Genomic DNA, 25,261 nt, shown 5'->3' with positions numbered 1-25,261 from the left:
GGCGGCCATGCTAAAGCAAAACGTGCAGGTGGGCAATCGTTGAAATTTCTAAAAAGCCAGGCGAAAAAAAGCCACCTTCCGTAGAAGATGGCTCTCGGGGCTGCCGGGCAGGCGCTGGCAGCTTTTGGTCTGCCTGTCCTGTCCCGGCGTATGCGGTCTGTCGCGCCGTCGCCTGCGCGACAGGCCGCCGGACATTACATCATGCCGTCCATGCCGCCCATGCCGCCCATACCACCCATGCCGCCGCCCATGCCGCCGGCTGCCTTGTCGTCAGCGATTTCGCAGACCATGCAGTCGGTCGTCAGCATCAGCGAAGCGATCGAAGCGGCGTTTTGCAGCGCCGAACGGGTCACTTTGGCTGGGTCCAGAACGCCCATTTCCACCATGTCGCCATACGTGCCGTTGGCAGCGTTGTAGCCGTAGTTGCCCGTGCCAGCCAGTACGGCTGCCACGACGACCGAAGCTTCTTCGCCGGCGTTTTGCACGATCATGCGCAGCGGCTCTTCCATTGCGCGCAGGACGATCTTGATACCGGCGTCCTGGTCAGCATTGTCGCCCTTGACCGTGATGTTGGCGCGTGCGCGCAGCAGGGCTACGCCGCCGCCTGGCACGATGCCTTCTTCCACGGCAGCGCGCGTGGCGTGCAGTGCATCTTCAACGCGGGCTTTCTTCTCTTTCATTTCGACTTCGGTGGCTGCGCCAACCTTGATCACGGCAACGCCGCCAGCCAGTTTGGCGACGCGCTCTTGCAGTTTTTCACGGTCGTAGTCCGAGCTCGCTTCTTCGATCTGTACACGCACTTGTTTCACGCGTGCTTCGATCGATGCGGCTTCGCCGGCGCCATCGATGACGATGGTGTTTTCCTTGCCCACTTCGATGCGTTTCGCCTGGCCCAGTTCGGCCAGGGTCACTTTTTCCAGGGTCAGGCCGACTTCTTCAGCGATCACCTGGCCGCCCGTCAGGACAGCGATGTCTTCCAGCATGGCTTTGCGGCGGTCGCCGAAGCCAGGTGCTTTCACTGCGCAGGTTTTCAGGATGCCGCGGATGTTGTTCACCACCAGGGTGGCCAGCGCTTCGCCTTCGATGTCTTCCGCGATGATCAGCAGTGGACGGCCAGCCTTGGCGACTTGTTCCAGTACCGGCAGCAGGTCACGGATGTTCGAGATTTTCTTGTCGCACAGCAGGACGAATGGGCTGTCCAGGACGGCAACTTGCTTCTCTGGGTTGTTGATGAAGTATGGCGACAGGTAGCCGCGGTCGAACTGCATGCCTTCAACGATGTCCAGCTCGTCGTTCAGCGACTTGCCGTCTTCAACCGTGATCACGCCTTCTTTGCCGACTTTTTCCATCGCTTCAGCGATACGCTCGCCGATCGATGCATCCGAGTTGGCCGAGATCGAACCGACTTGGGCGATTTCCTTGGTCGTGGTGCAAGGACGGGCGATTTTCGCCAGTTCTTCGACGGTCGCTGCAACAGCTTTGTCGATACCGCGCTTCAGGTCCATCGGGTTCATGCCGGCGGCAACGAACTTCATGCCTTCGCGCACGATGGCTTGGGCCAGCACGGTCGCGGTGGTGGTGCCGTCGCCGGCGTTGTCGCTGGTGCGGGAAGCAACTTCCTTGACCATTTGCGCGCCCATGTTCATGAGCTTGTCTTTGAGTTCAACTTCTTTCGCTACCGACACACCATCCTTGGTGACGGTAGGGGCGCCGAACGAGCGCTCCAGCACGACGTTGCGGCCTTTCGGGCCCAAGGTGACTTTGACTGCGTTGGCGAGGATGTTGACGCCTTCGACCATCTTGGCGCGCGCTGCGTCGCCGAATACTACTTCTTTAGCTGCCATGTTCAATTCTCCTGAGTTTCGGGATGTATCTGTCTACAACGTGGAAACAATTACTTGACGACGATCGCCATGATGTCTTCTTCGCGCATGACCAGCAGCTCATCGCCGTCAACTTTGACGGTTTGGCCGGCGTACTTGCCGAACAGGACGCGGTCGCCTACCTTGACATCCAGAGGACGGACTTTGCCGTCGTCGAGAATCTTGCCATTGCCTACGGCAAGGACTTCGCCTTGATCCGGTTTTTCAGCAGCTGCATCAGGAATGATGAGGCCGGACGCAGTCTTGGTTTCCTGGTCGAGGCGTTTGACGATGACGCGATCGTTCAATGGGCGCAGATTCATACAAAACTCCTTAAAGTTCAATGGATAGGTGTTGCTAAATGAATACATGCCTGGCACAGCGCCAGGCGTGCAGTCAGTGACCGCCGTTGAAAGCAGCCCGCAACGGTCAAGCAAACCCCATGGCATCGGGTGCATGCCGGCGCTAGGCAGGGGTGGCATCGCGGCGTCGCCCGCCGCGTAGCGTTCCCTGCTGTTGCCCGGCATGCACCATCATGTCCTGAGGATTGCTACGAAAGAGTTTGTTAGCACTCTCTACTAACGAGTGCTAATTATAGGGACGGTAGGGGGCTTATTCAAGGGCTTATTCTCCGGGAAGATAAGCTTAGACGTTCTGCGCAGCCTGCATCTACGCAGGGTTTGCGCAAACGCAAGCCTCGTTCCCGGGCGTCAGCAACAGGCGCGACTCTAGCATGCCCGTCAGGCGAAGGGCGTTCCTGTACGCACGGGAAACAGAGTTTTGCTATGGACTTTGATAAGATGATTGCAATTGCATATCAATATTCCCCCTGTACCAGAAAGCACACCATGCCATCGACTCTTTCCCGTCCCGCCCGGCGCCTGCTCGGTGCCGCCCTCGTCGGCCTCGCCTGCCTGAGCAATGCCGCCGCGCAAACACCCACCATGCTCGACGAGATCACCGTGGCCACCTTGACGCCGCTGGAAAAGGAAATGCTGCTCAACGAGCTGTTCAATGACCTCAACAAGGACGACGACGACCAGCAAGCCCATGTGTGGGACAACGGCGGCGACAGCGGTGTGCGGGTGAAGGTCACGTATAACTTCAGCAACTCCGGCATGACGGAACACAGCCTGAAGGCGCACATCTGCCGCGACCTGAAATTCGTCGTCACGGCGGGCGACAAGTCGCAGGACCTGAGCCGCCGCACCTGTTCGCAGAACAGCGGCCGTTGGGATGTGCAGGGCAAGGATCCGGCACCCGTCGTGTATCCGCCCTTCCTGTCCGACGTGACCATCGCCAAGCTGAATGCCAAGGAAAAACAAGCCTTGCTGACGGCCGCCGTGCGTACCTTGAAAGATGAAGAGGATGGCAAGACGCGCCAGTGGAGCAACAAAGGCTTGGGTAATGCGGCGCCGCTGGCAGTGCGCTTGACGCCCTCGCGGACGGACGCCAAACCTGGCAGCTACCACCGTACTTGCCGCGACTTGACGATGGTGCTTGACGGCAAGGGCGGACAACAGACGCTGGTGCGCCGCTCTTGCGAAAACCGCTATGGCGGTCTCGATATCGAACCCGATTACGTCGACGAGTAAAACGCTGCCATCGCGGCGCCGGCGGATGCGTGCAGATGGCGAAAAGCACCGGAAAAAGCGTGTATTTCACGGCAACTGACCTGCATTGATGTAAATATGTGTGACAGCGGCGTGATTCGATTGACGCCCATGGAGCGTCCGCCCTATAGTGGCGGGATGATTTCCGAATTCAACGAATTATCCGACAAAATAGGCCTGCTGGCCGAAATGACCCATGCGCTGCGCCGTGAAAACGCGCAATTGCGCAAGGACAATGCCGCGCTGGCCGCCGAGAACGCCCTGTATGTGCAACGCATGCGCGAGGCGCAGGAGCGGGTCGAGGCGTTGCTGGAAAAAATTCCCGAACTGGTGCAAGCCGGCCTGGAGCAGGCCGCTTCGGAGGCGGGCGCCTATATTGCCGAGAACGAGAAGGAAGCGTAATGCCGCGTGTCGATGTCAATATCATGGGCCAGTCCTACAGCATGGTGTGCCGCGACGGCGAAGAGCGCGCGCTGCGCGAAGCGGCGATCTATCTCGATAGCAAAATGAAAGCCATCCGCGACGCGGGCAAGGTCAAGGGCAACGACCGCATCGCCGTGCTGGCCGCCCTGGGCGTGGCCGCGGAATTCCTTTCCGTGAAATCGCCGCAAGGTCCGCTGTCGGAACTGACGATCCTGGAAGTGAAGCAAAAGATCTCGGCCATGCACACGGTACTGGACAGCGCACTGACGCCCCAGGAAAACCTTTTTTAAACACCGAACCAAACCTACCGCGCGTCGCGACTTGCGGCCTGCGATGCTCGCTGCCTCGGCGGCCCCGTGCAAGCACAGCTGCGCTTCTTGGCCACAATTCATCGCCGCTCGCTACGGTTTTGTTCAGTGTTATTAATTGGATTTTAAGCGGACACGCTACGATTTGTCTTTGCGATGCGCGATCAAAGGAGTAAACTTGGGTCTACCCTGCGGTGTTCGCGATTGCCATATATTCCTTGAACCATTTATGCGCATCGGTTGCGAATTTTGTTTGATGGGAGTGAGCGTCGCTCGTTCGACGAACCCGAAATTGAACTAACGTGACCACCTTGAACCGTTTGGTTCGGGATGCCGGCATAGCGGCACAGGCGGGGCCCAATTTGCATCACCACCGAAAACGGTTGCCGCATCCTGCGCAACCGTTTTTTTACGTCTGTCGCTTTCACACGGAGTCTGCATGAAACAATACTGGCTGATGAAATCCGAACCCGATGAAGTGAGCATCGACGACCTGATGGCGGCGCCCGGGCACACCATGCCGTGGTTTGGTGTGCGCAACTACCAGGCGCGCAACTTCATGCGCGACGGCATGCGGCCGGGCGACGGCGTGCTGTTTTATCACTCCAGCTGCCCGCAGCCGGGCGTGGCGGGCGTGGCCGAAGTGGCCAGCGGCGCGTATCCCGATCACAGCCAGTTTGAAGAGGGCGGCAAGTATTTCGATGCCAAGGCCACGCCGGAGCAGCCGCGCTGGATCAGCGTCGACGTGCGCGGCGTGAAGAAGACGGCGCTGCTGCCCCTGTCCGAAATGCGCCAGATGCCGGAGCTGGAAGACATGCTGCTGCTCAAGAAGGGCAGCCGGCTGTCGATCACGCCCGTGACGCCGGCGCAATGGAAGGTCATTACCGGCAAGCTGAAGGCCTAGGCCCGCTCCTCGACCCGGTCGCGGCCATTCTGCTTGGCGCGGTACAGGGCCTGGTCAGCGGCGGCCAGCAGCTGCTCCGGCGTTTGATTTCCGTCATGCAGCGCCAGGCCGATGCTGGCCGTCACCAGGCCGCCGCGCGACGGCGCCTGGGCGATGGCGGCCGCGGCGATCGCTGCCTGCATCTTGTGCGCCACCGCCAGCGCCCCCGCGCGGTCGGTGGCGGGCAGGATGGCGGCAAATTCCTCGCCGCCGAAGCGGGCCGCCAGGTCGCTGGCGCGCGGCAGCGCGCAATGCAGGGCCGCCGCGATGCTGACCAGGCAGGCGTCGCCATACGGGTGGCCGAAGGTATCGTTGAGGCTTTTGAAGAAATCGATATCGATGATCAGCAGCGCCAGCGGCTGCCCGTTGCGCGCGGCGCGCTGCCACTCGAGCTGCAAGGTCTGGTCGAAGCTGCGCCGGTTGGCGATGCCCGTCAAGCCATCCGTCAGCGACAGCTTTTCCAGCTTGTCCAGCGCCGCGCGCAAGGCCAGTTCGCTTTGCATGTAGCGGCTTTGCAAGGTGGCCGAGCGCAGCGCGTGGACCAGCAGCGCGACGAACAGCGACGCCGCCGCCAGGTAGAAATGCGTGCGCATGACGGCAAAGCCCAGGCCCAGCAGGGCGGCCGTAAAGAAGATGGGACTGAAATTGTCGATCAGCAGGGTCAGCCGCGGCGGCGGCTGGCCTGGCGGCGCTTCGGCCCCGTCCATCCGGACTCGCGCGGCCAGCATCGCCAGCAGCAGGAACGGCAGGCCCGGCAGCACCTCGCTCCATGCTGTCGTCACGCCGTGCAAGGTCAGATAGTTATAGGCCGCCGCGCAGCCCCCGTAGCACCATAAAAACACCGTCAGCAGCAGGTAAAAGCGGCCCTGCTCGCCATCGCGGCGGTGCGCCAGCAGACGCAGCGAGGCGCAGCAGGCCAGGGCCAGGTTTTCCACGTTGTAGGTCAGCACCAGCAGGCTGGCGGGAATCGGCGCGATGGAACGCTGGTCGAATGGCGACACGGAAAAGATGGCCGTATAGGCCAGGTAGGCCGCCAGCAGCACCTGCACGGCGTCCAGCCATTGCAGGGTGCGCGAGGGATGCTCGTGCGTCACGGACGACATGGCCAGCAGCAGGGGCGCGCCATACATGAAATAGGCAAAATCGGAAAAATACGTGGCGTCTGATGCCACCTGGCCGCTCAGGTCTTGCCAGGCCGACAATATCATGCCCGTGCTCCAGAACAGCATGGCCACGGCGAACAAGGCCCAGCCTGTCCTGGCTGCGCCCGCCGCACTGACGCAGGCGCAGCGGCAACAGGCGGCTAGCGCCAGCAGGGGCGCGACAATGCTGAACGTATAGCTCACCCAGGGCGCGCGCGTGCCCGCCCAGGCCGTCAAGGCCAGCTGTGCCAGCACATAGCAGGCGCCCAGCGCCATCGAGCATGTCAGTTTTCGCCCGGCAGGCGGCATGGCAAGGCACTCCCCTGTTGCACGTGAAAACATGATACCCAGATGCCAACAGCAAGTCCATTCCACAAGGAAATTTTGTTGCTTCGAGGGAAGTGTTGCCGGAGGAGGGGATGGCGCGCCTGCCTGGCGCGCCATCGGGGGGAGCTGCAGTGTTACGTGTTGGCCGGGCGGGCCTTGGTGGGCGGCGTGCCCATCACCTGGCTTTTATATGCCCACACGAGCAGCGCGATGGCGCCGACGATCATCGGCAGGGACAGCATCTGGCCCGAGGTGATCGGCACGCCCAGCCACACGACTTCCCAGTCCGGCGTGCGGAAGTATTCCGTGAAGAAGCGCGCGCAGCCGTACAACAGGGTGAACATGGCGCCCACGGCCATGCGCGGGCGCTGCTTGCGCGCATACAGCCACAGGATGATGAACACCAAAATGCCGTCGACCAGCATCTGGTATATCGGCGACGGGTGCACGGGATACGGGATGCCCGGCCACTGCATGGCCCACGGCAGGGTGTCCGGTGCGATGCGGCCCGGCAGTTCGGCATTGATGAAGTTGCCCAGGCGGCCGGCCGCATAGCCGAGCGGCACCAGCGGCGCGATGAAGTCGAGCACGTCGAACAGGTTGCGGCCCGCCTTGCGGCTCCACAGGTACATGGCCAGGATGACGCCGAGGAAGCCGCCATGGAAGGACATGCCGCCATGCCAGACCATGAAGATCTCGAGCGGATTGTGCAGGAAGTATTCGGGACGGTAGAACAGCACTTCGCCCAGGCGCCCGCCGATCACCACGCCCAGCATGCCGTAGAACAGCATGTCGTCGAGGTCTTCCTTCTTCCAGCCCAGCACGGCGATATGCGGCTGCTTGATGCGCACGCGGCCCAGGATAATGAACAGGGCGAAAGCGAGCACATACATCAGGCCGTACCAGTGCACGGCGAGCGGGCCGATCTGGATGGCTATCGGGTCGGGCATCGGGTGTATCAGCATGGGTTTTCTTTCTTTGTTTAAAGCCAAGGTTGCGTAGTATGGGGGCGCTGGCCGTTTTTTGCCTTAGCGGCCACTTAATCTAATCGGCGGCCGCGCGGATCTGCTTGCGCAGCAGCGCCAGGAAACCCTGCAGCACGGCGGACGGATTGTCGCGGCGCCAGGCCAGGCCCGTTTCCACCAGCGGCGTGGCGTCCTGCAGCGGCCTGTATTCTACGCCCGGGCGCATCAGATTCGATACCGATTGTGGCACAAGCGCGATGCCCATGCCAGCCGAGACGAGGCTGACGATGGTTTGCATCTGGATCGCTTCCTGGCCGATCATGGGCGTCACGCCGGCCGCGCGGAAGACGCCGAGGATGGCGTCGTGCAGGGCGGGCGAGATCGCGCGCGGAAAAATGATCAGGGGCAGGGGCGGCAGGTCGCGCAGGCGCACGGGGCCCGGCGTGTTCAGGATGGCGAGGCCGGACGGCGCGGCCAGCACCAGCGGCTCGGCCAGCACGGGCAGGTAATCGAGCTCCCCCTTCGCCTTCTCGGGCAGGGGCGGGATCAACAGGCCCGCATCCGTGCGCCCGGCCAGCAGTTCGTCCAACTGCAGGTCCGAGGTGGCTTCCTGCAACTGGATCTGCACCTGCGGATAGGCCGTCCGGTAGGCGCGCAGCAGGGGCGGCAGCACGCTGTAGTCGGCCGAGGAGACGAACGCCAGGCTCAATCGTCCCGCCTCGCCCTGCGCGGCGCGCCGCACCAAGGCGGGCAAGTCTTGCGCCTGCGCCAGCAGCCGGCGCGCCTCGGGCAGCAGGGCCGTGCCGGCCGGCGTCAGCTGCACTTCGCGGCGCGTGCGCACGAACAGGGGGGCGCCCAGCAATTCTTCCAGGGCCATGATGGTTTGCGACAGGGGCGGCTGCGTCATGTGCAGGCGCGCGGCGGCGTGGCCAAAGTGCAATTCCTCGGCGACGGTGACAAAGTAGCGCAGCTGGCGCAGTTCGAGGTTCATATGCGTTTCCATGCGGATTGATTGCTGTGATATGCAAAACGACTCACAGACACGTGCATCATATATTTGACAGTGGGGCGCGCGCAAGGCAATCTGACGTACCCCCACTGCATGCAGGGTTTTGCTGGAAATCCGCGCAGTCAGGCATCAATCATCCTTGGAAGGACCCCATCATGCCGCAATACCGCTCCCGCACCACCACCCACGGCCGCAACATGGCTGGCGCCCGCGCCCTGTGGCGCGCCACCGGCATGAAGGATGGCGACTTCGACAAGCCGATCATCGCCGTCGTCAACTCGTTTACCCAGTTCGTGCCCGGTCACGTGCATCTGAAGGACCTGGGACAGATGGTGGCGCGCGAGATCGAGGCGGCCGGCGGCGTGGCCAAGGAATTCAACACCATCGCCGTCGATGACGGCATCGCCATGGGCCACGGCGGCATGCTGTATTCGCTGCCCTCGCGCGACCTGATCGCCGACTCCGTCGAATACATGGTCAATGCCCATTGCGCCGACGCCATGGTCTGCATCTCGAACTGCGACAAGATCACGCCGGGCATGCTGATGGCCGCCATGCGCATCAACATCCCCGTCGTGTTTATTTCCGGCGGGCCGATGGAAGCGGGCAAGGTCGTCAAGGTCGTCAACGGCACGCAGAAGATCATCAAGCTGGACCTGGTCGACGCCATGATCAAGGCGGGCGACAGCACCGTCTCCGACGCCGACGTGGCCGAGATCGAACGTTCGGCCTGCCCCACCTGCGGTTCCTGCTCCGGCATGTTTACGGCCAACTCGATGAACTGCCTGACCGAAGCGCTGGGCCTGGCCCTGCCCGGCAACGGCACGATTCTGGCCACGCACTCGGACCGCCAGCAGCTGTTCCTGCGCGCGGGCCGTCTGATCGTGGAACTGGCCAAGCGCCACTACGAGCAGGATGATTATTCGGTGCTGCCCCGCTCCATCGCCACCAAGGCCGCGTTTGAAAACGCCATGGCGCTCGACGTCTCCATGGGCGGCTCGACGAATACCGTGCTGCACCTGCTGGCCGCCGCGCACGAGGCGGAAGTGGAATTCACGATGGCCGACATCGACCGCATCTCGCGCAAGGTGCCTTGCCTGTGCAAGGTGGCGCCGATGACGGACAAATACCATATCGAAGACGTGCACCGCGCGGGCGGCATCGTGGGCATCCTCGGCGAACTGGCGCGCGCCGGCCTGCTCAACACCACTTTACCGACGATCCACGCGCCGACCCTGGCCGACGCCATCGCGCAGAACGACATCATGTGCACCGACGATCCGGCCGTGCACGAACTGTTCCGCGCCGCACCGGGCGGCGTGCCGACGCAGACGGCGTTTTCGCAGTCGGAGCGCTTCGCCGCCGTCGATACGGACCGCAGCACGGGCTGCATCCGCGACAAGGCCCATGCGTATTCGCAGGATGGCGGCCTGGCCGTCTTGTACGGCAACCTGGCGGAAAAGGGCTGCATCGTCAAGACGGCGGGCGTCGACGAAAGCATCCTGAAATTCTCGGGCAAGGCGCGCGTGTTCGAAAGCCAGGATTCCGCCGTTGAAGCGATTTTGGCCGATACCGTGCATGAAGGCGACGTCGTCATCATCCGCTACGAAGGCCCGAAAGGCGGCCCCGGCATGCAGGAAATGCTGTACCCGACCTCGTACATCAAGTCGAAGGGCCTGGGCAAGGCGTGCGCGCTGTTCACGGACGGGCGCTTCTCGGGCGGCTCCTCGGGTCTGGTGATCGGCCACGCCTCGCCGGAAGCGGCCGAAGGGGGCGCCATCGGCCTGGTGGAAGAGGGCGACTTCATCGACATCGACATCCCCGAGCGCCGCATCAACCTGCGCATCACGGATGCCGAGCTGGCCGCGCGCCGCGCCGCCATGGAAGCGAAGGGCGACGTGGCCTGGCTGCCCGTCGACCGCGAGCGCTACGTGTCGCAGGCGCTGCAGGCGTATGCCGCGCTGACGACGTCGGCCGACCGGGGCGCCGTGCGCGATCTGTCGCAGTTGAAGAAGCAGAAACGCTGATTTGTTGCATAAGTGCGACGGCCGGCCCCGTTTGACGATGCGGGGCCGTTCGTCGTTACATCGCCTTACAAACAACATGGCGATGGGCGCGCGGATGGGGCAGAATAGGCATGCCTCCCGTCTACATTGCGTTACTACATTGAAACGCTTGATCTGGGCTCGTGGTGCATCTGCGGAAACACAGTAAAATGCCGCAGGAAGTAACTTTGGAGAAAAGACAATGAAACGTTTTATGTTGGTGAGTGTATTGGCCGTATCGGCTCTGGCATCGCAAGCAGCGTTGGCCAATCCGGACCTGGCGAAAGCAAAGAACTGCATGGCTTGCCACGCGGTGAGCACGAAACTGGTGGGCCCTGCGTTCAAGGACGTGGCTGCCAAGTACGCCGGTCAGAAAGACGCGGAAAACAAGCTCGTGGCGAAAGTCATGAAGGGCGGTTCCGGCACCTGGGGCGCGATCCCGATGCCAGCCAATCCGCAAGTGAGCGATGCGGAAGCCCACACCCTGGTTAAATGGGTACTGGCACAGAAATAATCTGTGCCGCAGTACCAGCAATTAGCGCGCCGGCAATCCCGGCGCGTTTTTTTTGCCCGCTGCCTTATGCAGGTTTCCCATGCCCGCCAAGGTCGCCCGCACGGCCTCGTCGAGCGGCGTATGCGGCTCCTGCCCCAGCACAGCCAGCAGCCGCGCATTGTCCATGGACAGGGGCGTTTGCCACAGATAGCGCATCTCGCGCATTTCGCGCAGGGTCGCCACGAAAGGCGACGCCAGCGCCACCAGCCACCACGGAAAACGCCGGATGGCGGGCGCGGTTCCTGCCGCCTGTTCCACCACGCGGGCGATCGCGCCCGTCATTTGCCGGCCGTCGTGGTCCCAGTGGCCCGCCATGTGAAAGCGCGCAAACGGGGGCAAGGTGGCGCGCAGGGCCAGCAATTGCAGCATCGTGCGCGCCACGTCTGGCAGGTAGGACCACTGGTGGCCCACGCCGGGCGCGCCCGGATACAGCACGCTGCGCACGGGCTGCCCCGGTTTCACGAGCCCCTGCGAAAACCAGTTATTGCCGGCGCGGGGACCGAAGAAGTCGCCCGCGCGCACGATCAGCACGCGCGCGCCTTGCGTGCTGGCCCGTTCCAGCCGTGCTTCCAGTTCCACGCGGATGGCGCCCTTGCGCGTCTGCGGGTGCTGCGGCGCGTCTTCCGACAGCACGGGAAAGGCGTCCGGGCCGAAGTTGTAGACGGTGCCGGGCAGCACGATGGTGGCGCCTTCGGCCATCGCCGCGGCGATCGTGTTGTCGAGCATGGGCAGCACCAGCCGGCCCCAGTGGCGGTAGCCGGGCGGGTTGACGGCGTGCACGATGACGGCGCAGCCTTTGGCGGCCGCCAGCACGTCCGCGCGCGACAGCGCATCGCCGCGAAGCCACTCAATGCCGTCGCCGCGTGGCGATGGCGTTTCTCCCCGCTTCAGGGCGCGTACCTGCCAGCCCGCCGCCAGCAGCTGGCGCACCATCTCGCCGCCGATGCCGCCTGTCGCGCCCAGTACCAATACTGTTTTCGTGTTCTCCATCATGACCTCCGTGTGGTTGATGGTGCCAGTATCTGCCCCGCAAGGCTGGTTGGGAATTGACGAACATCGAGCATAGGCTATACATTTATGTATGACTACTCCGATCGCCTGGGAATACTACCGCTCCTTGCTGGCCGTGCTGAAGCACGGCTCCCTGTCCGCCGCCGCCCGCGCGCTGGGCATCACGCAGCCCACCGCCGGCCGGCATATCGCCGCGCTGGAACAGGCGCTGGGCGCGACCCTGTTCACGCGTTCCCAGCTGGGCTTGCTGCCCACGGAAGTGGCCCTGGCGCTGCGTCCCCATGCGGAAACCATGGAGCACACGGCGGCCCTGATGGAACGCGCGGCCAGCAGCCAGGGGCAGGGCGTGGCCGGCGTCGTGCGCATCGCGGCCAGCGAAGTCGTGGGCGTGGAAGTGCTGCCGCCCATCCTGGTCCGCCTGCGCGCGCGCCATCCGGGCCTGACAATTGAATTGGTATTAAGCAACAAGGTGCAGGATTTGTTGCGCCGCGAGGCGGACATCGCCGTGCGCATGCTGCGTCCGCGCCAGGAGCAGCTGGTGGCGCGCAAGGTGGGCGAGATCGAACTGGGCCTGCATGCGCACGCCGATTACCTGGCGCGCCATGGCATGCCGGCGGGATTGCTGGATCTGGCGCAACACGCCGTCATCGGCTACGATGAGGCGAGCCCCTTCGTGCGCAACGCGGGCGCGGCCTTTCAGGGATTTTCGCGGGAAAACTTTGCCTGGCGCAGCGACAGCGACCTGGCGCAACTGGCCCTGATACGGGCGGGTGCCGGCATCGGCGTGTGCCAGGCAGGGCTGGCGGCGCGCGATCCGGCCCTGCGGCGCGTGCTGCCGCAAGCGTTTTCGCTGCCGATGGAAACCTGGGTCACCATGCATGAAGACTTGCGCGGCAGCCTGCGCTGCCGCGCCACCTTCGACGCGCTGGCCGAAGGTTTACGCGATTACGTGGCTGAGCAGCCGCTTACTTGACGACTTCCATCTTGGTTTTCTTGCCATCGCGATATGTAAATAAAGTCAGCGCGCCATCCTTGATGTCGCCGTTGGCGTCGAACGAGATCGGCCCCGTCACGCCCTGGTAGTGCACCTTGGCCAGGAAGGGCAGGTAGACGGACGGTTTCGACGACTTCGCATCCTGCATGGCGGTGGCCATGGTCATCACGGCATCGTAGACATATGGCGCGTACAGCTGCACTTCCATATTGTATTTCTGCTTGTAGCGGGCGCGGAAATCGTCCATGCCTTTTTGCTGCGCGCCCGTCACGCCACCCGCTTCCGCGCAGGTGACCATGTCTTCGCCCACGGCGTCGCCCGCCAGCTTGCCCAGCGGTTCCGTGCACAGGCCGTCGCCGCCCATGAACTTGGCCTTGATGCCCAGCGCCTTCATCTGGCGCAGCATGGGGCCGCCCACGGAATCCATGCCGCCAAAGAAGATCAGGTCGGGATTTTTCGACTTGATGCTGGTCAAAATCGCATTGAAGTCCGTCGCGTTGGCATTGGTAAATTCCTTGCCGACGATTTGCACGCCTGGTGCCGCCTTCTTGGCGCCCTTGACGAACTGTTCCGCCACGCCCTGGCCGTAGGCCGTGCGGTCATCGATGACGGCGATTTTCTTCGCCTGCAGCTTGCCCACGGCATACGCGCCCAAAGTGCCCCCCAGCTTGTTGTCATTGGCCACGACCCGGAAGGCCGTGTTGAATTTCTGCTGGGTGTAGGTCGGGTTAGTGGCGGCCGGCGAAATCTGCGGGATGCCGGCATTGAAGTAGATGCGCGAGGCGGGAATCGTCGTGCCCGAGTTCAGGTGGCCGACGACGCCGTTGACCTTGGCGTCGACCAGCTTTTGCGCCACGGCCGTGCCCTGCTTGGGATCGGCCGCGTCATCTTCGGGCACCAGCACGAATTTGACGGCTTTACCGTCGATCTTGAAGCCTTTGGCATTCAAATCCTCGATCGCCATCTTGGCCGCGTTCTCGTTATCCTTGCCCAGGTGGGAGCTGGCGCCAGAGACCGGGGCGACGTGGCCGATCTTGATGATTTCCTGCGCGCCCGCATGGCCGGCAAAGGCGAGGGCGAGGGCGAGAGGAAGGACTTTGGTCTTGAGCAGCATAAACATTCTCCAATGGATAAAGATACGGCGGCGTCTCGTGAAAACCGCTTCGAATGGCGGTACGTGTGAAGAAAGGTACAACAAAAAACAGGCGGCGCAAAGCCGCATTTCGGGCTTTTTACATTTTGTCGCAACAATCACCAAAGTGAGGCGCGATGCACCGATTTCGCAGGCGCGAGCGCACCAAAGAATGGCGTTGGAGGAAAGAATAGGGTAGGTCGGGCAGGTCGGGGTAGGTCGGGTTAGCGCGCAGCGCGTAACCCGACATTGCGCAGCATGCTCAGGGCTGAGCGGGTGGATGCAGATGTCCCAGTTCATGGCTCACCGCATGCGCGACGATCTGCTCCAGCGATTGCTGCAAGTCTTCGCGCAGGGCGCCGCGCATGCCGATCAGGGCGTTTTGCAGGGCCGTCTGCAGGACGTGGGCGATGCGCTCTTCCAGCAGATGGTCGATCTTGCCCTGCACCTGATGCAGGATGCGCTGCGTCAGCCGCTGTTCGATGGCGTCCCAGTCGGGTTGCGCCACCGCTGGCGGCAACGCCGGCGCTTCCTCGAAAGCAGGCGCAGCAGGTGCGACGGGAACCACCTGCGGCACCTCCGGCCCCAGCAGCACCTCCGTCAACAGGGGGATGCCCTGGTCGAATGGTTGCTGGCTCATGGTTTGTCCACTGAGTTACCCGCCACGAAATGCGTCGGCTGCACGTCCTGCTGGCGGTAGTGCAGGAAGCGCTGGCGGCCAGCCTGCGCATCCTGTTCATCCATGGAAACGATCTCGAAGACGCGCTGGAAATCGGCGTAATTGGCGGGCGGCAACTGCGACAGGTTGACGAGGATGTCGTGGTGCGGCAGCTCGGCCGCCGCGTCATCGGTCAGGATGATGGGCGTTTGCGGGGCCAGCGGGTCGCCGGCCAGCACGTGCGGCAGGAAATCCGTGGCGGAAATGCTCCACATGGCGCTGTTCAAGGCGTCGAGCTGGGCGCCATCTTGCGCCAGCACGACGACCTTGTTGCCGGCCATATACGCCTTGCGCGCCAGGCGGCAGGCGTAGGCCAGCTTGTCCGGCACGTTGGTATGAAAGTCGACGCGCGTCATGTCGCCCTTCACGCTGCCATGCCGCTGTGGCGCAGCAGGGCGTCGATGCTCGGTTCGCGGCCGCGGAAGGCCGTGAACGATTCCAGTGCGGGGCGCGAGCCGCCGACGGACAGGATTTCCTGCAGGTAGCGCTTGCCCGCCGCCGTGGTGGCGGCCGGTCCCAGCGCTCGGGCTTCCTCGAAGGCCGCATAGGCGTCGGCGGACAGCACCTCGGCCCATTTGTAGCTGTAGTAGCCAGCCGCGTAGCCGCCGGAGAAGATATGCCCGAAGGCATTCTGGAAGCGGTTGAACGGGGGCGGGATGAGCAGCGCGAACTTGGCGCGCACGCCGTCGATCAGCTGCTGCACGGTCTGGCCCGTGCCGGCATCGTAGTCATAGTGCAGATGCATGTCGAGCAGGGAAAATTCCACCTGGCGCAGGGTTTGCAAGCCGGACTGGAAATTCTTGGCCGCCAGCATCTTGTCGTACAGCACGCGCGGCAGCGGCTCGCCCGTGACGGCATGCGCCGTCATGTGTTCGAGCACTTCCCATTCCCAGCAGAAATTTTCCATGAATTGCGACGGCAGTTCCACGGCATCCCATTCGACGCCGGCGATGCCCGACACGCCCAGCTCGTCGACGACGGTCAGCATATGGTGCAGGCCGTGGCCGAACTCGTGGAACAGGGTGATCACTTCATCGTGGGTGAACAGGGCAGGCTGTGCCTTGCCGTCGACCACGGCCGGCTGCGTGAAATTGCAGGTCAGGTAGGCGATCGGCGTTTGCACGTGCTGTGCATCGGCACGGCGGCCGCGCGCATCGTCCATCCAGGCGCCGTCGCTCTTGCCCGCGCGCGCATACAGGTCCAGGTAGAACTGGCCGACCAGCTGGCCGTCGCGCTCGATGCGGTAAAAGCGCACGTCCGGGTGCCAGACGGGCGCTGTATCAGGCTTGATCTCGACCGCGAACAGGTTCTGGATCTGGCGGAACAGGCCGTCGATCACCTTGTGTTCAGGGAAATATTGTTTGACTTCCTGGGCTGAGAACGCGTAGCGGCGTTCCTGCAGTTTTTCGGAGGCGTACGGCACGTCCCATGCCTGCAGTTCGTCCAGGCCCAGCTCTTCGCGGGCGAATTGCTTCAGTTCAGCCAGGTCCTTCTCGGCGAACGGGCGCGCGCGCTTGGCCAGGTCTTCCAGGAAGGTGACGACTTGCGCGGGCGAGGTGGCCATCTTGGACACCAGCGACACTTCGGCGAAATTGGCGTAGCCGAGCAGTTGTGCCTCTTCGTTGCGCAGCCGCAACAAGGTGACGATGTTTTGCGTGTTGTCCCAGTCCTCTTTCTTGCTGAAGACCTCGCCCTGGTCCGACGCCTTGGTGGCGTTGGCGCGGTAGATGGTTTCGCGCAGCGCGCGCTTGTCGGCAAATTGCAGGATCGGGTAATAGGACGGGAAGTGCAGCGAGAATTCATAGCCTTGCTTGCCCGCCTTTTCGGCGGCGGCGCGCGCGGCGGCCTTCACGTCGTCGGGCAGGCCGGCGAGATCGGCTTCATTGTCGACCAGCAATTTATAGTCATTGGTGGCGTCGAGCACGTTTTCGGAAAAACGCGTACCGACGGCCGCATGTTCTTCCTGGATGGCGCCAAAGCGCTCTTTCTTGTCCTCGGGCAACTCGGCGCCGCCCAGGCGGAAGTCGCGCACGGCATTCTCGACGATGCGCCGGCGCGCCGGCGACAGGCTGGCGAAAGCGGCGCTGGCCTGCAATTGCTTGTATTTGCCGAAGAGAATTTCGTTCTGGCCCAGCTCGGTCCAGAATTCCGTCACTTTCGGCAGGTTGGCATTGTAGGCGGCGCGCAGTTCCGGCGTATCGACCACGCTATTTAAATGGTTGACGATGCTCCAGGCGCGGCCCAGGGTTTCGGCGATCTGGTCCTGGGGCGCGACGAAGTTGTCCCAGCTCACTTCTTCCATGGGCGCTTCCAGCCGCGCCACCGTGGCGCGTGCCTGTTCCAGGAGGGTATCGATGGCGGGCGTGACATGCTCGTGCGTAATCGCGTCGAAGCGTGGCAGGCCGGAAAAATCAAGCAGGGGATTGGTGTTCATCGTCAGTTCCATATTAATAAGGCGGTCATGCCGCCCCCGGTGTTTTACACGCGCTCGGCGGCTTCCACTGTATTCATCAGCAGCATCGTGATCGTCATCGGACCCACGCCGCCCGGTACTGGGGTGATGTGGGAGGCGATTTCTTTCACTCCGGCAAAATCCACGTCGCCGCACAGCTTGCCGTCATCGTCGCGGTTCATGCCCACGTCGATGACGATGGCGCCTGGCTTGACCATGTCGGCCGTCAGGGTGTTGCGGCGGCCGACGGCGGCCACGACCACGTCCGCCTGGCGCGTGTACAGGCCCAGGTCCGGGGTCGCACTATGGCAGATGGTGACGGTAGCGTTCGCTTGCAAGAGCAGCAGGGCCATCGGCTTGCCGACCGTGTTGCTGCGGCCGATGACGACGGCGTGCTTGCCGCGCAAGTCGGCGCCCGTGCTTTCGATCAGTTTCATGCAGCCGTACGGCGTGCAAGGACGGAAGCCGGGCAAGCCCGTCATCAGTTCGCCGGCGCTCAGCACGGAATAGCCGTCCACGTCTTTCGTCGTGGCGATCGCTTCGATGACCTTGTGCGGGTTGATGTGCTTGGGCAAGGGCATCTGCACGAGGATGCCGTGGATGGCGGGATCCGCGTTCAGGCTGGCGATGCGTGCCAGCAAGTCCGCTTCGGACAGGTCCGCTTCATATTTTTCCAGCACCGAGTGAAAACCCACGTCGCCGCACGCCTTGACCTTGTTGCGGACGTACACCTGGCTGGCCGGGTCTTCGCCGACGAGGATCACGGCCAGGCCGGGCTGGGTGCCCTTGGCCGTGAGGGCGGCGGCGCGCGTGGCGATCTCGCTGCGCAGTTTTTGGGAGAGGGCGATTCCGTCGATCAGTTGTGCTGGCATGGTAGGGAGGCTGTGTGGGAAGGAAAAGACAGATTATAAAGCCGGGCGGCGCAAAGGGGCGGTTTTGGCTATGCAAAGGCGTAGCAGCAGCGGGCCGGAGACGCGGGCCTGAGAAAATGCCGATGGCGGCGTTGCAGCTCCTTGCCGTACTGGCGTACTGTCTGCGTCGCCGCGCCTTGCCCTCGACGTTTTTCAGGCCCGCTTGGCCCGGCATAAAAGCGGGCCGGAGACGCGGGCCTGAGAAAATGCCGATGGCGGCGTTGCAGCTCCTTGCCGTACTGGCGTACTGTCTGTGTCGCCGCGCCTTGCCCCCGACATTTTTCAGGCCCGCTTGGCCCGGGGAGCCTGTGCGGGCGACCGGGGTGCTCATTCCTTTTGCCACTCTGCTCACCCTAATTTCCGGACAGAATTTGCGGCAGTGCAGCATAAATTTCATAGGGCGATTTCATGATATGAAATGCTATATCGTAATTTGAAAAATACTAAATACGCTGTTAGAATCCCCACACTAAACCGACTTAATAGTAAATAATCAGCGAAATACCGTCCGACAGCGATCCGGAAAATCGGGGTGGGGCGTTCACAAAGGAGACTCAACAGATGTCAGCTCAACTGAACCAGGTAACGACACAGATCGGCACCGACCCGGATATGCAGGAAACCAAGGAGTGGCTGGACGCGCTCGAAGCGGTGCTGGAAAATGAAGGTCCGGAACGCGCGCATTACCTGATGGAGCGCATGGTTGACCTGGCCCGCCGCCGCGGCGCCCAGATCCCGTTCTCCAGCACCACCGCCTACGTCAATACCATCCCCACCAAGCAAGAAGCACACTGCCCCGGCAACCTGGAATACGAAGAGCGCCTGCGCTCGTGGATGCGCTGGAACGCCATGGCCATGGTCGTCAAGGCCAACCGCGCCGACGGCGACCTGGGCGGCCACTTGTCCTCGTTCGCTTCGCTGGCGAACATGCTGGGTATCGGTTTCAACCACTTCTGGCACGCGCCGACGGCCGACCACGGCGGCGACCTGCTGTACATCCAGGGCCACTCCTCGCCCGGCGTCTACGCGCGCGCCTTCCTCGAAGGCCGCTTGACGGAAGAGCAAATGCTGAACTTCCGCAAGGAAGTCGACGGCAAGGGCCTGTCCTCGTACCCGCATCCAAAGCTGATGCCTGACTTCTGGCAGTTCCCGACCGTGTCGATGGGCCTGGGCCCGCACATGGCGATCTACCAGGCGCGTTTCCTGAAATACCTGCACGCACGCGGCATCGCCAAGACCGACAACCGTAAAATCTGGGCCTTCTGCGGCGATGGCGAGATGGACGAGCCGGAATCCCTGGGCGCGATCGGCCTGGCCGCGCGCGACATGCTCGACAACCTGGTCATCGTGGTCAACTGCAACCTGCAGCGCCTGGACGGCCCGGTACGCGGCAACACCAAGATCATCCAGGAACTGGAAGGCGAATTCCGTGGCGCGGGCTGGAACGTCGTCAAGGTCATCTGGGGCCCGGGCTGGGACGCCCTGCTGGCGCAAGACAAGGAAGGCATCCTGCAGCGCGTGATGATGGAAACCGTCGACGGCGAGTACCAGAACTACAAGGCCAAGGATGGCGCCTACGTGCGCAAGCACTTCTTCGGCAAGCATCCGAAGCTGCTGGAAATGGTTGCCAACATGACGGACGACGACATCTGGCGCCTGACCCGTGGCGGCCACGATCCGCACAAGATCTACGCGGCCTTCAAGATCGCCCAGGAACACAAGGGCCAGCCGACCGTCCTGCTGGTGAAGACCATCAAGGGCTACGGCATGGGCAAGTCCGGCGAAGCGCGCAACACGGCGCACCAGACGAAAAAACTCGACGACGAAGCCATCCGCGAAATGCGCGACCGCTTCTCGCTGCCTATCCCCGACGACAAGCTGGCCGACATCCCGTTCTTCAAGCCTGCCGACGACGCGCCGGAAATGGTCTACCTGCACGAGCGCCGCAAGGCCCTGGGCGGCTACCTGCCGCAGCGCCGCCAAAAGGCGGAAGAAACCCTGCCCGTGCCTGGCCTCGACGCGTTCAAGAACGTGCTGGAAGCGACGCCGGAAGGCCGCGAAATCTCGACCACGCAAGCCTTCGTGCGCGTCATTTCGACCCTGCTGAAAGACCCGAACCTGGGCCAGCGCGTCGTGCCTATCCTGGTCGATGAGTCGCGTACCTTCGGCATGGAAGGCCTGTTCCGCCAGATCGGCATCTACAACCCGAAAGGCCAGTTGTACGAGCCGGTCGACAAGGACCAGGTCATGTACTACCGCGAAGACAAGGCCGGCCAGATCCTGCAAGAGGGCATCAACGAAGCGGGCGGCATGAGCTCGTGGATCGCCGCGGCGACGTCGTACTCGACCAACGACCGCATCATGATCCCGTTCTACACCTTCTACTCGATGTTCGGCTTCCAGCGCATCGGCGACCAGGTATGGGCTTCGGCGGACATGCGCGCCCGCGGCTTCCTGATGGGCGGCACGGCTGGCCGCACGACCCTGAACGGCGAAGGTTTGCAGCACGAAGATGGCCACAGCCATATCTTCGCCGCGACCATCCCGACCTGCATGCCGTACGACCCGACCTTCAGCCATGAAGTCGCCGTCATCATCCAGGACGGCCTGCGCCGCATGATCGCCAACCAGGAAGATGTGTTCTACTACATCACGATCATGAACGAGAACTACGCCCAGCCAGGCATCAAGCCAGGCCAGGAAGAAGGCATCCTGAAAGGCATGTACAAGCTGCAGGAAGGCAAGGCTGACGCCAAGCTGCGCGTACAGCTGATCGGTTGCGGCACCATCCTGCGCGAATCGATCTTTGCCGCCGAATTGCTGGAAAACGACTGGGGCGTGGCTGCGGACGTATGGTCGGCGCCGTCGCTGACCCTGGTGGCCCGCGATGGCCAGGACGCCGAACGCTGGAACATGGTCAACCCGTCGAAACAGCAGCGCGTGCCGTACGTGACGTCGCTGATGCAGGACACGGACGGCCCGATCGTCGCCACGACCGACTACATGCGCGCATTTGCAGAACAGATCCGCGCCTTCATGCCGAAGGGCCGCACCTACAAAGTGCTCGGTACCGATGGCTTTGGCCGCTCGGACAGCCGCGCCAAGCTGCGCGAGTTCTTCGAAGTGAACCGTTATTATGTCACCGTGGCCGCGCTCAAATCGCTGGCTGACGAAGGCAAGATCGACGTGTCGGTGGTGGAGCAGGCGATCGCCAAGTACGGCATCGACGCGAACAAACCGAATCCGGTGACCCAGTAATCGTTGTGCGGACCCGATGATGCCAGGGCGGTGCGAAAGCGCCGCCCTGGCGTGTGTGCGGGTCCATCTGACAAATAAAATAACGGAGCAAGCTATGAGCATTGTGGAAGTCAAAGTCCCGGATATCGGCGATTTCAAGGAAGTCGAGATCATTGAACTGATGGTCAAGCCAGGCGACACGGTCAAGGTCGACCAGTCCCTCATCACCGTCGAATCGGACAAGGCCAGCATGGAAATCCCATCGAGCCACGCCGGTGTCGTCAAGGAATTGAAAGTCAACGTGGGCGACAAGATCGCTGAAGGTTCGCTGGTCCTGCTGCTGGAAGTGGCGGACGACGCCTCGGCGCCGGCGCCAGCCGCCGCTGCCGCCCCGGCACCTGCCGCTGAAGCCGCCCCCGCTGCCGCTCCTGCGGCCGCGCCCGCACCTGCCGCCCCTGCCGGCGCGCCGGCCCTGGTCGACGTGACCGTGCCCGATATCGGCGACTTCAAGGAAGTCGAAGTCATCGAACTGATGGTCAAGGTCGGCGACACGATCAAGGTCGACCAGTCGCTGCTGACGGTCGAATCGGACAAGGCCAGCATGGAAATCCCATCGAGCCATGCCGGTATCGTCAAGGAATTGAAGGTCAAGGTCGGCGACAAGGTCGCCAAGGGTAGTCTGGTGCTGGTGGTGGAAACGACCGGTGGCGCTGCCGCTCCTGCCGCCGCGCCTGCACCGGCCGCGCAAGCTGCCGCCGCACCTGCCGCCGCCGTCGCTTCGGCGCCGGTCGCCGCTGCCGCTCCTGCCGCGCCAGCCGCCGCGCCTGCCGTCAACGGCAAGCTGGCGCACGCGTCGCCATCGATCCGCAAGTTCGCGCGCGAACTGGGCGTGGACCTGGCCCGCGTGGGCGGTTCCGGTCCGAAGGGCCGCATCACCCAGGAAGACGTGCAGAACTTCGTCAAGGGCGTGATGTCGGGCGCGGTCGCCGCGCCGAACGCACCGGTCGCCAAGGCCGGTTCCGGCGTGGGCCTGGATCTGCTGCCATGGCCGTCGCTGGACTTCAGCAAATTCGGCACGACCGAATTGCTGCCGCTGTCGCGCATCAAGAAAATCTCGGGCCCGAACCTGCACCGCAACTGGGTCATGATCCCGCACGTCACGCAGTTCGACGAAGCGGACGTGACCGACCTGGAAGCATTCCGCGTCGATACCAACGCGGCCAATGCGAAGAACAAGGATGCGGCCAAGCTGACCATGCTGGCATTTGTCATCAAGGCCTCCGTCGCCGCGCTGAAGAAATTCCCCGCGTTTAACGCCTCGCTCGACGCCAAGGGCGAGAACCTGATCCTCAAGCAGTACTACAACATCGGCTTCGCTGCCGACACGCCGAACGGCCTGGTGGTACCCGTGATCAAGGGCGCGGACCAGAAGTCGGTCTCGCAGATCGCCCGCGAAATGACGGAACTGTCGCTGCAGGCGCGCGAAGGCAAGCTGAAACCGGCCGACATGCAGGGCGCCAGCTTCACGATTTCGTCCCTGGGCGGCATCGGCGGCACGCACTTCACGCCTATCGTCAATGCGCCGGAAGTGGCGATCCTGGGCCTGTCGAAAGCTTCGATCAAGCCGGTATGGGATGGCAAGGCCTTCCAGCCACGCCTGATGATGGGCACTTCGCTGTCCTACGACCACCGCGTGGTCGATGGCGCGATGGGCGCGCGATTCTCCGTGTACCTCGGCGAAGTCCTGGCCGACATGCGCAAAATTCTGCTGTAAGGAGCGATTGATGAGCACAGTAGAGGTAAAAGTACCGAATATCGGCGATTTCAAGGAAGTCGAAGTCATCGAACTGATGGTCAAGGTGGGCGACACCATCAAGGTGGACCAGTCCCTGATCACGGTCGAATCGGACAAGGCCAGCATGGAGATTCCATCGACCCACGCCGGCGTCGTCAAGGAAGTCAAGGTCAAGGTCGGCGACAAGATCGCCGAAGGCAGCGCGCTGCTGGTGGTGGAAGCGGCTGAAGGCGCGGCCGCTGCTCCAGCAACTGCACCGGCGGCCGCTCCTGCGCCGGCGGCAGCCGCTCCGGCAGCCGCTGCTGCCCCAGCACCTGTCGCCGCCATCCCGGCCGGCAATTACAGCGGCCAGGTCGACATCGACGTCGACATGATGGTATTGGGCGGCGGTCCTGGCGGCTATTCGGCAGCGTTCCGCGCGGCCGACCTGGGGCTGAGCACCGTCATCGTCGAGCGCTACGCCACCCTGGGCGGCGTGTGCCTGAACGTGGGCTGCATCCCGTCGAAGGCGCTGCTGCACGTGGCGTCCGTGATCGACGAAACGGCGCACATGTCCAACACGGGCGTGACGTTCGCCAAGCCGACCATCGACATCGACCAGGTACGCAAGTACAAGGAAGGCGTGATCTCGAACATGACGGGCGGTCTGGCCGGCATGGCCAAGGCGCGCAAGACGCAAGTCGTCACGGGCGTGGGCCAGTTCCTCTCCGCGAACCACATCGAAGTGACGGCAGGCGACGGTTCGAAAAAAGTCGTGCAGTTCAAGCAAGCCATCATCGCGGCCGGTTCGTCCGTGGTGAAGCTGCCCTTCGTGCCGGAAGACCCGCGCATCGTCGATTCGACGGGCGCGCTGGAATTGCGCCAGATCCCGAAACGCATGCTGGTCATCGGCGGCGGCATCATCGGCCTGGAAATGGCGACCGTCTATTCGACCTTCGGCGCGCGCATCGACGTGGTCGAAATGATGGATGGCCTGATGCAGGGCGCGGACCGCGACGCCGTCAAGGTGTGGCAGAAGTTCAATGAGAAGCGCTTCGACAACATCATGACCAAGACCAAGACGGTGGCTGTCGAGGCGCTGCCGGAAGGCATCAAGGTCACGTTCGAGGCGGCCGAAGCGGGCGCCACGGCACCGGCGCCGCAAGTCTACGACCTGGTGCTCGTCGCCGTGGGCCGCAGCCCGAACGGCAAGAAGCTGGCGGCCGACAAGGCCGGCGTGCAAGTGACGGACCGCGGCTTCATCAACGTCGACAGCCAGATGCGCACCAACGTGCCGAACATCTTCGCCATCGGCGACCTGGTGGGCCAGCCGATGCTGGCGCACAAGGCTGTGCATGAAGCCCACGTGGCCGCGGAAGCGGCTGCCGGCCAGAAGTCGCACTTCGACGTCAAGGTGATCCCGTCGGTCGCCTACACGGACCCGGAAGTGGCATGGGCCGGCATCACGGAAGACGAAGCGAAAGCCAAGGGCATCAAGGTCGAGAAGGGCCACTTCCCGTGGGCCGCCTCGGGCCGCGCCGTGGCCAATGGCCGCGCCGAAGGCTTCACCAAGCTGCTGTTCGACGCGGAAACCCACCGCATCATCGGCGGCACCATCGTCGGCACGCATGCGGGCGACATGATCGGCGAAATCGCGCTGGCCATCGAAATGGGCTGCGACGGCACCGACATCGGCAAGACCATCCATCCTCACCCGACCCTGGGCGAGTCGATCGGTATGGCCGCCGAAGTGTACGAAGGCGTATGCACGGACTTGCCGCCGCCGCGCAAGCGTTGATGTTGTAGCTGTCCATACTCGAAACCCGCAAGCGATTGCGGGTT

21 protein-coding genes and 1 other RNA gene are annotated in these 25,261 nt (G+C 63.1%); 11 read left to right on the top strand and 11 right to left on the bottom strand.

Annotation, left to right across the window (positions count from 1 at the left end):
* Window positions 1-194 precede the first annotated feature (194 nt).
* Both groL and groES read right to left on the bottom strand, forming a co-directional pair.
* Entirely contained in the window at window positions 195-1,844 is a 1,650-nt protein-coding gene (groL, locus tag AC07VH_RS20195; RefSeq protein ID WP_475414755.1) for a chaperonin GroEL, read from the bottom strand.
* Window positions 1,845-1,894: 50 nt separating this feature from the next.
* On the bottom strand, window positions 1,895-2,185 hold the full coding sequence (gene groES / locus AC07VH_RS20190) for a co-chaperone GroES (RefSeq protein WP_010400979.1): 291 nt from the start codon (window positions 2,183-2,185) through the stop codon (window positions 1,895-1,897).
* A 525-nt stretch (window positions 2,186-2,710) separates the two neighbouring features.
* Between groES and AC07VH_RS20185 the strand changes: the two genes are divergently transcribed.
* The 5 genes from AC07VH_RS20185 to AC07VH_RS20165 all read left to right on the top strand — a co-directional run bounded on the left by AC07VH_RS20185 (window position 2,711) and on the right by AC07VH_RS20165 (window position 5,110).
* Complete coding sequence (locus AC07VH_RS20185) at window positions 2,711-3,457, top strand: hypothetical protein (RefSeq protein WP_494787780.1); 747 nt, start codon at window positions 2,711-2,713, stop codon at window positions 3,455-3,457.
* A 129-nt stretch (window positions 3,458-3,586) separates the two neighbouring features.
* The gene (locus AC07VH_RS20180) at window positions 3,587-3,877 is read left to right on the top strand and encodes a DUF904 domain-containing protein (protein ID WP_306594795.1); all 291 of its coding nucleotides are present in this window, start codon (window positions 3,587-3,589) and stop codon (window positions 3,875-3,877) included.
* The gene (locus tag AC07VH_RS20175) at window positions 3,877-4,188 is read left to right on the top strand and encodes a cell division protein ZapA (protein WP_034747344.1); all 312 of its coding nucleotides are present in this window, start codon (window positions 3,877-3,879) and stop codon (window positions 4,186-4,188) included. The genes AC07VH_RS20180 and AC07VH_RS20175 overlap by 1 nt, the downstream gene beginning before the upstream one ends.
* 201 nt (window positions 4,189-4,389) lie before the next feature.
* A non-coding RNA gene (gene ssrS / locus AC07VH_RS20170) (6S RNA) lies at window positions 4,390-4,567 on the top strand.
* Between the two features lie 78 nt (window positions 4,568-4,645).
* Window positions 4,646-5,110, top strand: coding sequence for an EVE domain-containing protein (locus tag AC07VH_RS20165; RefSeq protein WP_475414753.1), 465 nt, complete (start codon window positions 4,646-4,648; stop codon window positions 5,108-5,110).
* On the opposite strand, the gene AC07VH_RS20160 is transcribed toward AC07VH_RS20165, so the two are convergent.
* From AC07VH_RS20160 to AC07VH_RS20150, 3 genes are all read right to left on the bottom strand, one after another.
* A complete protein-coding gene (locus AC07VH_RS20160) occupies window positions 5,107-6,600 on the bottom strand; it encodes a GGDEF domain-containing protein (RefSeq protein WP_494787779.1) in 1,494 nt (497 codons plus the stop codon). The two genes, AC07VH_RS20165 and AC07VH_RS20160, sit on opposite strands and share 4 nt — an antisense overlap.
* 152 nt (window positions 6,601-6,752) lie before the next feature.
* A complete protein-coding gene (lgt, locus tag AC07VH_RS20155; RefSeq protein ID WP_077408057.1) occupies window positions 6,753-7,583 on the bottom strand; it encodes a prolipoprotein diacylglyceryl transferase in 831 nt (276 codons plus the stop codon).
* 79 nt (window positions 7,584-7,662) lie between these two features.
* Window positions 7,663-8,574, bottom strand: a complete 912-nt coding sequence (locus tag AC07VH_RS20150; protein ID WP_494787778.1) for a LysR family transcriptional regulator — start codon at window positions 8,572-8,574, stop codon at window positions 7,663-7,665.
* Window positions 8,575-8,747: 173 nt separating this feature from the next.
* Between AC07VH_RS20150 and ilvD the strand changes: the two genes are divergently transcribed.
* Both ilvD and AC07VH_RS20140 read left to right on the top strand, forming a co-directional pair.
* Complete coding sequence (gene ilvD / locus AC07VH_RS20145) at window positions 8,748-10,619, top strand: dihydroxy-acid dehydratase (protein ID WP_494787777.1); 1,872 nt, start codon at window positions 8,748-8,750, stop codon at window positions 10,617-10,619.
* A gap of 220 nt (window positions 10,620-10,839) precedes the next feature.
* The gene (locus AC07VH_RS20140) at window positions 10,840-11,151 is read left to right on the top strand and encodes a c-type cytochrome (RefSeq protein ID WP_436478689.1); all 312 of its coding nucleotides are present in this window, start codon (window positions 10,840-10,842) and stop codon (window positions 11,149-11,151) included.
* Window positions 11,152-11,172: 21 nt separating this feature from the next.
* Here AC07VH_RS20140 and AC07VH_RS20135 read toward each other — a convergent pair whose 3' ends face one another.
* A complete protein-coding gene (locus AC07VH_RS20135; RefSeq protein ID WP_494787908.1) occupies window positions 11,173-12,180 on the bottom strand; it encodes an NAD-dependent epimerase/dehydratase family protein in 1,008 nt (335 codons plus the stop codon).
* Between the two features lie 91 nt (window positions 12,181-12,271).
* On the opposite strand from AC07VH_RS20135, the gene AC07VH_RS20130 reads away from it, so the two are divergent.
* Entirely contained in the window at window positions 12,272-13,174 is a 903-nt protein-coding gene (locus AC07VH_RS20130) for a LysR family transcriptional regulator (RefSeq protein ID WP_494787776.1), read from the top strand.
* Here the strand turns inward: AC07VH_RS20130 and AC07VH_RS20125 are convergent.
* The 5 genes from AC07VH_RS20125 to folD all read right to left on the bottom strand — a co-directional run bounded on the left by AC07VH_RS20125 (window position 13,167) and on the right by folD (window position 18,369).
* On the bottom strand, window positions 13,167-14,309 hold the full coding sequence (locus AC07VH_RS20125) for a branched-chain amino acid ABC transporter substrate-binding protein (protein ID WP_046686027.1): 1,143 nt from the start codon (window positions 14,307-14,309) through the stop codon (window positions 13,167-13,169). The genes AC07VH_RS20130 and AC07VH_RS20125 overlap by 8 nt on opposite strands.
* 280 nt (window positions 14,310-14,589) lie before the next feature.
* Window positions 14,590-14,967, bottom strand: a complete 378-nt coding sequence (locus AC07VH_RS20120; RefSeq protein WP_494787775.1) for a DUF2486 family protein — start codon at window positions 14,965-14,967, stop codon at window positions 14,590-14,592.
* Entirely contained in the window at window positions 14,964-15,401 is a 438-nt protein-coding gene (locus AC07VH_RS20115) for a DNA polymerase III subunit chi (protein WP_494787774.1), read from the bottom strand. Before AC07VH_RS20115 ends, AC07VH_RS20120 begins: the two co-directional genes overlap by 4 nt.
* Before the next feature lie 8 nt (window positions 15,402-15,409).
* Window positions 15,410-17,479 (bottom strand): M3 family metallopeptidase, encoded by a 2,070-nt coding sequence (locus AC07VH_RS20110; RefSeq protein WP_494787773.1) that lies wholly within the window; start codon window positions 17,477-17,479, stop codon window positions 15,410-15,412.
* 44 nt (window positions 17,480-17,523) lie between these two features.
* Window positions 17,524-18,369 carry a bifunctional methylenetetrahydrofolate dehydrogenase/methenyltetrahydrofolate cyclohydrolase FolD gene (folD, locus tag AC07VH_RS20105; protein WP_494787772.1) on the bottom strand — a complete coding sequence of 282 codons (846 nt, stop codon included), beginning with the start codon at window positions 18,367-18,369 and terminating at the stop codon, window positions 17,524-17,526.
* Between the two features lie 600 nt (window positions 18,370-18,969).
* On the opposite strand from folD, the gene aceE reads away from it, so the two are divergent.
* From aceE to lpdA, 3 genes are all read left to right on the top strand, one after another.
* The gene (aceE, locus tag AC07VH_RS20100) at window positions 18,970-21,666 is read left to right on the top strand and encodes a pyruvate dehydrogenase (acetyl-transferring), homodimeric type (RefSeq protein WP_099408847.1); all 2,697 of its coding nucleotides are present in this window, start codon (window positions 18,970-18,972) and stop codon (window positions 21,664-21,666) included.
* A 94-nt stretch (window positions 21,667-21,760) separates the two neighbouring features.
* A complete protein-coding gene (aceF, locus tag AC07VH_RS20095; RefSeq protein ID WP_494787771.1) occupies window positions 21,761-23,419 on the top strand; it encodes a dihydrolipoyllysine-residue acetyltransferase in 1,659 nt (552 codons plus the stop codon).
* 10 nt (window positions 23,420-23,429) lie between these two features.
* Window positions 23,430-25,217, top strand: coding sequence for a dihydrolipoyl dehydrogenase (lpdA, locus tag AC07VH_RS20090; RefSeq protein ID WP_494787770.1), 1,788 nt, complete (start codon window positions 23,430-23,432; stop codon window positions 25,215-25,217).
* Window positions 25,218-25,261 lie beyond the last annotated feature (44 nt).

This window comes from Janthinobacterium sp. GW821-FHT03C10 (assembly GCF_059420865.1).
This window is presented reverse-complemented; position numbering and strand designations above follow the sequence as displayed.

Excerpts from the sequence above, each read along its gene's own strand:
- groL (WP_475414755.1), bottom strand. The coding sequence starts at position 1,844 with ATGGCAGCTAAAGAAGTAGTATTCGGCGACGCAGCGCGCGCCAAGATG.
- groES (WP_010400979.1), bottom strand. The coding sequence starts at position 2,185 with ATGAATCTGCGCCCATTGAACGATCGCGTCATCGTCAAACGCCTCGAC.
- AC07VH_RS20185 (WP_494787780.1), top strand. The coding sequence starts at position 2,711 with ATGCCATCGACTCTTTCCCGTCCCGCCCGGCGCCTGCTCGGTGCCGCC.
- AC07VH_RS20180 (WP_306594795.1), top strand. The coding sequence starts at position 3,587 with ATGGAGCGTCCGCCCTATAGTGGCGGGATGATTTCCGAATTCAACGAA.
- AC07VH_RS20175 (WP_034747344.1), top strand. The coding sequence starts at position 3,877 with ATGCCGCGTGTCGATGTCAATATCATGGGCCAGTCCTACAGCATGGTG.
- AC07VH_RS20165 (WP_475414753.1), top strand. The coding sequence starts at position 4,646 with ATGAAACAATACTGGCTGATGAAATCCGAACCCGATGAAGTGAGCATC.
- AC07VH_RS20160 (WP_494787779.1), bottom strand. The coding sequence starts at position 6,600 with ATGCCGCCTGCCGGGCGAAAACTGACATGCTCGATGGCGCTGGGCGCC.
- lgt (WP_077408057.1), bottom strand. The coding sequence starts at position 7,583 with ATGCTGATACACCCGATGCCCGACCCGATAGCCATCCAGATCGGCCCG.
- AC07VH_RS20150 (WP_494787778.1), bottom strand. The coding sequence starts at position 8,574 with ATGAACCTCGAACTGCGCCAGCTGCGCTACTTTGTCACCGTCGCCGAG.
- ilvD (WP_494787777.1), top strand. The coding sequence starts at position 8,748 with ATGCCGCAATACCGCTCCCGCACCACCACCCACGGCCGCAACATGGCT.
- AC07VH_RS20140 (WP_436478689.1), top strand. The coding sequence starts at position 10,840 with ATGAAACGTTTTATGTTGGTGAGTGTATTGGCCGTATCGGCTCTGGCA.
- AC07VH_RS20135 (WP_494787908.1), bottom strand. The coding sequence starts at position 12,180 with ATGGAGAACACGAAAACAGTATTGGTACTGGGCGCGACAGGCGGCATC.
- AC07VH_RS20130 (WP_494787776.1), top strand. The coding sequence starts at position 12,272 with ATGACTACTCCGATCGCCTGGGAATACTACCGCTCCTTGCTGGCCGTG.
- AC07VH_RS20125 (WP_046686027.1), bottom strand. The coding sequence starts at position 14,309 with ATGCTGCTCAAGACCAAAGTCCTTCCTCTCGCCCTCGCCCTCGCCTTT.
- AC07VH_RS20120 (WP_494787775.1), bottom strand. The coding sequence starts at position 14,967 with ATGAGCCAGCAACCATTCGACCAGGGCATCCCCCTGTTGACGGAGGTG.
- AC07VH_RS20115 (WP_494787774.1), bottom strand. The coding sequence starts at position 15,401 with ATGACGCGCGTCGACTTTCATACCAACGTGCCGGACAAGCTGGCCTAC.
- AC07VH_RS20110 (WP_494787773.1), bottom strand. The coding sequence starts at position 17,479 with ATGAACACCAATCCCCTGCTTGATTTTTCCGGCCTGCCACGCTTCGAC.
- folD (WP_494787772.1), bottom strand. The coding sequence starts at position 18,369 with ATGCCAGCACAACTGATCGACGGAATCGCCCTCTCCCAAAAACTGCGC.
- aceE (WP_099408847.1), top strand. The coding sequence starts at position 18,970 with ATGTCAGCTCAACTGAACCAGGTAACGACACAGATCGGCACCGACCCG.
- aceF (WP_494787771.1), top strand. The coding sequence starts at position 21,761 with ATGAGCATTGTGGAAGTCAAAGTCCCGGATATCGGCGATTTCAAGGAA.
- lpdA (WP_494787770.1), top strand. The coding sequence starts at position 23,430 with ATGAGCACAGTAGAGGTAAAAGTACCGAATATCGGCGATTTCAAGGAA.